Source organism: Frankia sp. CeRuru1 (assembly GCF_977966315.1).
On record NZ_CDWWEW010000055.1, the window covers coordinates 11,356 to 19,905 of the forward strand.

Sequence of the window (8,550 nt, forward strand, 5' to 3'; positions counted from 1 at the left end):
CTGAACAGCGGCGCGGCGATGTAGATCCTCACCGCCAGCCGACCTGGGACGCAGCCTCACCGGCAGGCGGCGGGGGGACGAAACCGACCGCATCGAGCGCGGCGAAGAACTCCTCGGCCCGATGGTCCGGATAGGTGCCGTCCCGCATCGCGGGGACGTAGTAGTCGGCGACCCGCGCCCAGGTCCACGGGTCGGCCTCGAACGGCGCCTCAATGCCGTTGTTGACCAGGGAGATCCAGCGGCGCAGGCAGCTGGAGCACCGCCCACAGTGCACCGCCCCGCCATCGGCACGCGAGCAGGAGAACGTCAGCAGCAGGTCGCCGGCCGGCAGGCCCCGGCCGAGATACCAGGCGACGATCTCCGTCTTGGTCATCTGCCAGAACGGACTGTCCAGCCAGACCGGCCGTCCCGACAGATCTGTGATCATCTGACTGATCCGGCGGAACGCCGCAGGGCTCTTGTCCGCGGTCGCGTCCCCCTTGACCCCGATACACCAGACCCGATCGGCCCGGTTCGCGGCCAGCATCGCGAAGTAGACGTTGCGCAGAGGGATGATCGCGTCGTCGGCTTCCCACCGCGACAGGTCCAGTTCCCGGCTGACCGTCACCTCGATGCCGCACCGGTCCGCGAGCGCCGTGATCGCGGCCCATTCCTGGTCGCGGTAGCGGTGGCCGATGTCGAAGTACAGCGCCGGGGGTCTATCGAGGTAGTGCCAGGCCGGAAACGAGTCCAGCCCGGCGGAGAATAGCAGCACGTCAGACACCGGGATCTCCTCCCACGGTAGGAACGCGGAGCACGGCCAGCAGGTCGTGTTCGATCTCGTCGGCGACGTCATCGGCCTCGCGCAGGTCGACGACGACCGGGACCACCACGTCAGGAAATGCGGCGACCACGTGCCGGTAGGCGGCGTCGAACCGCGGCAGGAACAGCAGCCGCTCCACCGAGCTCGGCACACCGCCGCCGCGTCCGCGCAGGATCGCCCGTTCCCGCGCCAGCGGCCACGGGACGTCCAGGAAGTACGCCCGGTCCGGTACGCAGAACCACGGGGCGACACACACCCGGAGCTGGTCGAGCAGCGCGCCGTCGGCGACGTCGGGATGCTGCTCGCCGAGAATCGCCAGACAGTAGGCGAGCTTGGAGTAGATGCCGTGGTCGACCACCACGACGTCGTGCGCTTCCAACGCCGGCCGGTAGAAGTGGCAGTGGTGCCACGCCTCCCGACACAGCCGCGCGAACACGTCGACCGTGGCGTGATGAGGGTGGCGGAACCCACCGGTGCCCGTCCTGGCCCGCAGCGGCTCACGTTCCAGCCAGCGCGACAGCCGGCCCACCACGCCCGGCAGCGGCCCGTAGTGCACCACCTCGACGTCGAACCCCTGCCCTGCCAGGCGACGACCGAGCTGCCCGGCCATGGTCGTCTTCCCCGCTCCCCACAGCCCTTCGACCGTGACGAGCACACCGCTGCGCGGGCGCAGGCGACCAGCCGGACGCCTGGCCTTGCCCGAGGAACTGGGCTGGTCAGCGGCCACGGGCGTTCCCCCACAGCAGCACATGCAGACGCGGCGAGAGGTTCCATCCCCGTGCCAGGGCAATCTCGGCCAGGTGCCGCATGCCGGCCAGCACACTCGCCTCGTCGGTCCCTTCCGGCATCACCCACACCGGGGCCAGCCTGAAACGGTCCTCAAGCTCCGCGATCTCGTCGATCTCCCCGTCGCCAGCGACGACGAATTTGAACACGGCCTTGCCGCAGCCGGCGAACGCCGTCAACGCCGCCGGAACGATCCGTCGGCCCGCCGCGACGCGCGAGCCCGACAGCTTCGGCGAGACGGTGAACCGCTCGACGACCTCGACCAGCTCCGCGATCGGCGTCACGGTGCCGTTGGTCTCGATCTCCACCTGCCGTCCCGCCTGCGTGAGCGCGGCGACCAGCGGAAACAGGGCGGCCTGTTGCAGCAGCGGCTCCCCGCCGGTCACGACCACACGGGTCACCGGCGAGTCCAGTACCCAGCTGAGCAGGCTGCGCTGGCTCAACCGCTCGCTGTGCGCGTCTACATCGAACCGGCTCCTGTCCCACGTGTGCGGCTCGTCGCACCACGCGCACGACAGGTTGCAGGCCGACAGCCGCACGAACAGCGCCCGCTGGCCGGCCGTCGGCCCCTCGCCCTGAAACGTCGGACCGAACCGCTCCGCGACCACAAGCCCCCGCGACGTCGCGGCACTCGGCGGAACAGCCGCGGCGGCCCGAGTCACCGCAGGTCCCCGAGCAGGTACTCGGCCCAGCTGCTCGGGGACTCCGACACCCGGACCGCGACAAGCCGGCCATGAACCCCGGGCTCCACCTCGGTCAGGAACCACTCCGCCAGATGCTGCGCGAGCGCCTCGCTGGTCGGCTCGACGTCCAGCACTTCGTTCAGGTCACGATGATCGAACGACTCGGCGAGGTAACGACCGGCGACGGCGAGATCACCGAAATCGGTGACGAACCCCGGACCGACCAGCTCCGAGGCGGCCAGAACGAACTCGACCGTGTAGGTGTGGCCATGAACACGGGAACACTTGTGGTCGGCAGGAAGACTCGGAAGGTGGTGCGCGGCATCGAAGGTGAACTGCTTCCCGATCCGAAATCTTGCGGTACCGGACGTCCGGCTTTCGATCACCGTGCGCTCCATCCTCGTCATCCGAAGATCCCGGCCGGGACGTACGGCCGTACCGCCGGCCAGCGCCAACCGAGTGGAGAACTACCGCCGCGTGCATCAGCTGCTCCACCGCCGGAACCACAGGAAGACCAGCATGGCGATGTACGCCCGGACCGGTCATTCCCTGGATCACGAAGAAGTCGTTCCCCACGCCGGAAGCGCCTGACCAGGGAGAAGAGCAACCCGTCGGCCGACGACTTCGCGGCAAGCGGACGAAGCAGAAGCAGCTGCCGCAGAGGCTGCGGCACAGCAGATGCGACAACGCGCAGCACGGCAGCGACTCCCACGCCAGACAGATCAGAGGATCTCGTTCCCGCAACTGCTAATAAACATCGCTAATTGATGCGGCAACAGTAAGCCTCGAAACTAGGGTACGCCGGAGGCCGGTCCTACGATCTATCAGACGAGATCGACAAGGTGTATTTCTGCCTGGATAATCCGATCCGGACAGGAGTATCAGAGCGGTTCCGCGCTGTGGGCCTGGGCGATGGCGTCGATGCGCCGCGCGAGATCGAAGTCGGCCGCGGTGAGCTGGTGCCCGGCGTCGTGGGTGGTGATCCCGAAGCGGATGCTGTCCCAGCGCAGGTCAATGTCCGCATGGTGGCCGATCAGCCGCTCGACGTCGGCGACGTGCACGATCAGGGCGACCCCGCCGTGATAGCGGATGCGGAAGGTCTTGGTGATCTCCTGGCCGATGCGGGTCCAGCCGGGCAGCTCGCGCAGCCGCGCCTCGATCTCGTCGTCGGCCAAGGGCACGGGCGCGTCCGCCACCTCGGGTCTCCTTCACAGGGCGAAGATCTCGTCGAGGTCGCGGCCGACGGCCGTGCCCTTCCACGGTTGTGCGGCTTGCCGCAGGCCGGCGAGCTCGCGGTGAATCCGCACAGACCCAGTTTCCACCGCCAGGTCCGCCGCGAGCCGACCGGCGTCGACCGCCTGCCCGGGGTCGCCGTTCTGGACACACGCGGTGGCCTGCCGGGCGAGGTAGACGCCCCGGTCCCGACGGGCGTTAGCGGGTGTCGTGCCGAGGATCTGCTGCCACAGGCCAGCGGCGGCCTCGGCCAGTCCCAAACGTCCGTAGCACGTGGCGCGTTGCACCTCCAGGTACGCCGGCGTGCGACGGCAGGCGTTGCCCCACGGCAGACCATCGTCACACCACTCGACGAGCGGAGTCGCCTGATCCAGGGCAGAGTCGACGGTGGCGCGATCTCCCACGAGCGACGCGCCGTGGGCCTGCTGCTGAAGCGCCAGGACCCGAACTTTCGGACTGAGCCGGCGGGCATCGGCCAGGACTACGCCACACAGGTCGAGCACACCGAGCCCGTCGGCAAGATCTGTGCGTACTGATGCGTGGTTCAACAGCGCGTACGCGACGAGCTGCGGGTCCCGGGAGCGTTGTGCGACCTCCAAGGCGACGCCCCGCCAGACGGACGAAGTCTCAAGGTCACCAGCGTCCTGATGGAGCCAGCCGATCAGCGAGGCGTAGGCCGCGCTGGAGCGCAGGAGGGCCAGTCGCGTCTCCCCACGGGCGGTCGCCACGAGGTTGCTGATGAGCGTGTGCTGGGCGGTAACGGTACTGATTAGCTCACGGGGCCCGAGCATCATGTCCGCTCGGTAGTGGCCCTCCATCTGCTGGCTGAAGTAGTCGGCGAGCGCCGGGTCGACGTGCCGCGGGACGGTTCTCCCGAATGTGAGCGCGGTGGCCGTCGCAGTAACGAAATCTCGTCGGTCGATGTCGTGCATCGCTGTTCCCGTAGTGTCCACGAGCCTGACGCCCTGCGCCGCTGTTAGGACGGACACGGCGATCTGTTCGTCCCTGCGAGGCCGGCCTGACCCGTCCGGGAGAACAGGCGCCGGTGCTGATCCAGGTTCCGGGCTCGCCGCACGGCTCCTGCGCACGGTGTTGATGAGGTGCATGTCGGCAGGGGTGAGGTGTTCGCGGTCGTCGAGGTCGATCAGGTTGTGGATGCTGGTGTCGTAGACCTCGGCGAGCAGGGCGAGGAGCTGGGGGGTGGGTCGGCGACGGTTGTTCGGTAGCGGCCAGTTCTCCAGTTCCGACAGCTTCGGGCCGGTCATGGGCGCGGCGCCGTCCGGGTCGAGGCCGGCGCGGGCGGCGTGGGCGTTGATGTGGTTCGCGGCCTGCATCTGGGTCCAGCCGCGGGCGTGGCGGTGGGCGGCGCGGGGACGGTAGCTGTAGCGGCGGGCGAACTCGATCGCGATCTCGTCGTGGGACATGCCGACCGCGCGCATCCGCGTCCGCAGCTCGTCCTGCTCCGCTCGCTGGCTCGCCCTACTCATGCCGCATCTCCTTCGGACCTGTCCGCGGATCGGCGTCGGTCCGCCCCGTCGGGAGCAGGCAGATCACCGGCCACGGTAACGGGCCCGTCACCGCTGGGCCAGGGCCGAGGGCTGAGCCGGCGCCGCGGTGGCGATCCCTTGCTCGCTGGTCTCGGAGGACGCATCGGAACGCTCGACGCGCCAGCCATCGCTTCCGCCCGCGACGTGCGCCCCGAAGCCAATGATCACTACCATTGTCGGCGGTGCTGCCCGCGCCTCCTGGCAGACAGACCACACATGATGATCGCTTGGCGTGGCGGGGTGCGTCATTCCCTGCTGGCCGAATGTTTTCTTCGTAGTGACATAGCCCGGCTGAGCTGCGGAAACGGCGTGCGGACGTGCGATCTGTTCGGCGTTGGACGGTCCATCCCTTCACACTGACCAGACCCTTCGAGCTCATAGACCGCCGCCTTCACGGCTGACATGCCAGGCACCGCCGCTGCCCGAGATGTTGACGCTCGAACATGGTCATGACGGCCCTACGACGACGCTGGCGCCATCGTCCGGCCGAGGGGCGCCGCGATCGTCCTCGTGGGGGCCGAGGATGGCCTGTCCGGCGGCGTGGGCGAGCAACGCCTGGGTGCGGGCGGGTAGCCCGCTGCGATTCCAGTGGAAGATCACGTGGTAAGCCAGGATCTCGCGCAGGCCGCGGCGGAGCGCGCCGGCACGGTTGAGATCGGCGAGCTGGTGGCCCGCAGCGGTAAATGCGGTCGCGTGGTCGGCGTGGTCGGCGCCAGGTCGGCCGGGGCCGAACAGTTGCCCGTCGGGGGCCGGGTTGGCGCGCAGCAGCGTGGACAGTCCTTCGGCCAGGGGGGCGAGGTCGCGGGTGTTAACGCCGTCCGGTAGGGGCCGGTCGGCGGCGACACGGGCGAACAGATCTCCTCGCTCGTACCATTCGAGCCCGGCGCCCTTCGCCAATGCGCTGCACAGCAACACGGACAGTTCCCGGCGGGGAAGTCCTCCGGCCTGCTGGGTCGCGGCGTGGCGCAGTACAGCCCGGCTGTCGGCCGTGAAGAGGTCGTGGGCGATGTCCATGGCTGGGCCGCCGCCGAATGCGGCGGCCTCGGCTTCGTAGATCCCGGGACGCCACGAGGTGAGCTGGCCGTCTGTGACCAACCGGTCGAGGGCCGTCTCCAACTCGATAGTGGCGTCGGCTCCAGGCGCGGGTGTGTGGACTCGAAGTCGCCAGCTGGGGTGCTTGCGGATGAACCACCAGCCGTCGATGGTGCCGGCGGTCTCGGTGGCGAGGAGGGCTGGCAAGAGGAACTCCGCCGCGGTCTGTTCCGCCGTCCGCCAGTCGGGGAAGCGGATGGTGAACTGGTGCCAGCCGGGTCGCTGGTCGGCGAGGGCGGCCTGGCCGCCGGCGCGGTACGTCGCGGCGGCGGCGTGGAGTTCCGCCACGGTCAGCTGGGTCGAGGCGGCGGCGACCTCGGCCGACCCGCCCATCAATATGTGCAGGATCGCCTGTTCGGTCGGGTCGGTGGCGGCCAGCGCGGCTAGGTGATCAGCAGGCATGCGTCCCATCCGGAAAGCGGGGTGTGGTCGGTGGCGATGGTGTGCAGCGCGAGCGCGGCCCCGGCCTGGCCGAGCAGGAGCCCGCGTCCCGCTGGTCCTCGCGGATGCGGCTTGGCGGTGGCGGTGGCCAGCCGGCCGGCGAGGTCGGGGAGCCGGGTCCGCAGGGTGTCGCTGGGCTCGTCAGCGGCGGCACGCCAGACGGTTTGGACCAGTCCGGCCCAGCCGTGGCACAGGCTCGGATCGATCAGTTGGCCCAGCTGGGCCGGGTCGTCCAGGCAGGTGGCCAGCGCTGTTTCGTAGTCTGCGCGGCGGGCGGGGTCATCGAGCGCGAGCGCGGCGAGTTGGCCGGCGCGGGCGATGCCGGGAGTGCCGTAGCACCAGCCGGGCCTGCCTGGTCGGGTCTGGTCGGATCGGCCGGCGGCGAGTTCGCGGCGACTGATGTGCTGGGGCCAGAACGGTCCGGCGGGGCCTTCGACGCGCCATCTGTCCAGCCAGTCGCAGATTGTGGCGAGCGCGTCGTGCTGGCCGTCGACGACGACGTCGGCGCGGGCCGCCTGGGCGAGCAAAGCGAGGATGGCGGCGATTCCGTGCGCCGCGCCGAAGTTCGCGTGGCCGCCCGGGAACGCGGCCGACTGGCCGCGCCGTGGGTCGTGGTTGACCCACCAACCGGGAAGTACCTCGTGTCCGTCCACGATCGGCCGGGTGGCAATCGCGACGAGAGCAGTCAGGACCCGCTCGGTCGCGGCGCCGTCCGGGGCGCGGCGTAGCAGCAGAGCGCCCAGCCCGGTCAGGCCCGAGAACACGTCGTACTCGGCGAAGTCGCCGGCGATCTGTCCGGCCGTGATGCGTTCCAGGGCTTGGTCGGCACGTCGATGTGCCAGCCGGGTGACGGCTGGGTCAAGGGCGGCTAGCGCGTCGCGGTAGCCGCCTGTCGGTCCGTTTGCGGCGTCGAGCGCGAACGTGACGGCGGGGGCTCCGAAGTACAGCCCGGCGGTGTGGCGGTCGTGGAGCGGATCGCGGGTGGCGATGGTGAGGTAGCGGTGCGCGGACCGCCAGCTGTCGAGTTCGGCCCAGGCGCGTTCGATGTGCAGGAGCGCGATACCGGCGGCGCCGGCGGACAGTGACTGCCCTACGGACCCGTCCGCCGAGGGCTCGGCGAGCCCCAGGGCCAGCCACCCGGCGGCGTGGCCGTACTCGTCGCGGCCGGCTGTCAGCGGCGTGCTGGTCACGACACTTGTCCGGAGGCCGCGGGCTCGCGGATTCGGGTAGCGGTTACGGCGATGGCGCGGGCCAGCCGCAGGCAGACTGTCTCGGAGCGGGGGTCGGTGCCGATCATCCGGGCGTGGTGGCCGCGGAGCAGCCCATCGAGTGCGGTGTCCGGATTGGGGGCCGTGTCGTCGGCCGTGTTGGAGGTCGCGATGCGGAGGTAGGCGTCGATGGTGCGGTGGCGCGCCGCCCAGACGTCGGTCAGTGGGTTGGTCACCGCGGCGTCGGTGAGTAGTGCCAGGCCCTGGTCGCGGTGCTCGCGGGAGAGCCTGGGGCCGCTGGGGAGTATGCGGCTGGTCAGCCAGAGGGCGGCGGTACCTCGGCCGCCGGTGAACGCGGCGGCGAGGTTGACCATCCCGGCGGCGGTGACGGCTTGGCGGTCCGGTCCTGCTGGGCCGGACGCCACCGCGAGACCGGTGAGGGCTGCGGCGCTGTCTGCGGCGAAGACAGTTTCGGCGTCGGTCAGGATCGGCCCTTCGCCATACTGTCCGACGGCGGGCCGATAGGTGTCGAACAGCACGGTGTGGATCAGCCCTTCGTGACACAGCGGCGCCGCCCAGTTCGCGACGCGGGCCACCGCGTGCCCGCCGCGGTCCGCGTTCGAGTGCCGAAGGAATAGCCGTATCGACGGCTCGTCGGTGTCGTCGCGCAGGTACCACCAGTCGGTGTCCGGCCAGTCAGCGAGTAGTGCGGGCAAGCACGCGGTCAGGAGCGTGTCCTGCCACCGAGCGTTCCCGAC

9 protein-coding genes are annotated in these 8,550 nt (G+C 70.0%); all 9 read right to left on the reverse strand.

What is annotated here, in order from left to right; genetic code table 11:
* Nucleotides 1–28 precede the first annotated feature (28 nt).
* Nucleotides 29–763, reverse strand: coding sequence for a 7-cyano-7-deazaguanine synthase (locus AC08OP_RS06490; RefSeq protein ID WP_476613350.1), 735 nt, complete (start codon nucleotides 761–763; stop codon nucleotides 29–31).
* Nucleotides 756–1,529: a nucleoside/nucleotide kinase family protein gene (locus AC08OP_RS06495; RefSeq protein WP_476613351.1), complete on the reverse strand. Its 774-nt coding sequence runs from the start codon at nucleotides 1,527–1,529 to the stop codon at nucleotides 756–758. The genes AC08OP_RS06490 and AC08OP_RS06495 overlap by 8 nt, the downstream gene beginning before the upstream one ends.
* Entirely contained in the window at nucleotides 1,519–2,250 is a 732-nt protein-coding gene (locus AC08OP_RS06500; RefSeq protein ID WP_476613352.1) for a 7-carboxy-7-deazaguanine synthase QueE, read from the reverse strand. The genes AC08OP_RS06495 and AC08OP_RS06500 overlap by 11 nt, the downstream gene beginning before the upstream one ends.
* Entirely contained in the window at nucleotides 2,247–2,678 is a 432-nt protein-coding gene (locus AC08OP_RS06505; RefSeq protein WP_476613353.1) for a 6-pyruvoyl trahydropterin synthase family protein, read from the reverse strand. Before AC08OP_RS06505 ends, AC08OP_RS06500 begins: the two co-directional genes overlap by 4 nt.
* Before the next feature lie 474 nt (nucleotides 2,679–3,152).
* A complete protein-coding gene (locus AC08OP_RS06510) occupies nucleotides 3,153–3,467 on the reverse strand; it encodes a 4a-hydroxytetrahydrobiopterin dehydratase (protein WP_476613354.1) in 315 nt (104 codons plus the stop codon).
* A 12-nt stretch (nucleotides 3,468–3,479) separates the two neighbouring features.
* A complete protein-coding gene (locus tag AC08OP_RS06515; RefSeq protein WP_476613355.1) occupies nucleotides 3,480–4,991 on the reverse strand; it encodes a hypothetical protein in 1,512 nt (503 codons plus the stop codon).
* Nucleotides 4,992–5,498: 507 nt separating this feature from the next.
* Nucleotides 5,499–6,545: a thiopeptide-type bacteriocin biosynthesis protein gene (locus tag AC08OP_RS06520; protein ID WP_476613356.1), complete on the reverse strand. Its 1,047-nt coding sequence runs from the start codon at nucleotides 6,543–6,545 to the stop codon at nucleotides 5,499–5,501.
* Complete coding sequence (locus tag AC08OP_RS06525; protein WP_476613357.1) at nucleotides 6,527–7,774, reverse strand: lanthionine synthetase C family protein; 1,248 nt, start codon at nucleotides 7,772–7,774, stop codon at nucleotides 6,527–6,529. The genes AC08OP_RS06520 and AC08OP_RS06525 overlap by 19 nt, the downstream gene beginning before the upstream one ends.
* Nucleotides 7,771–8,550, reverse strand: a 780-nt coding sequence (locus tag AC08OP_RS06530; protein WP_476613358.1) for a thiopeptide-type bacteriocin biosynthesis protein, incomplete at its 5' end; no start/stop codon positions are given. The genes AC08OP_RS06525 and AC08OP_RS06530, both read right to left, overlap by 4 nt.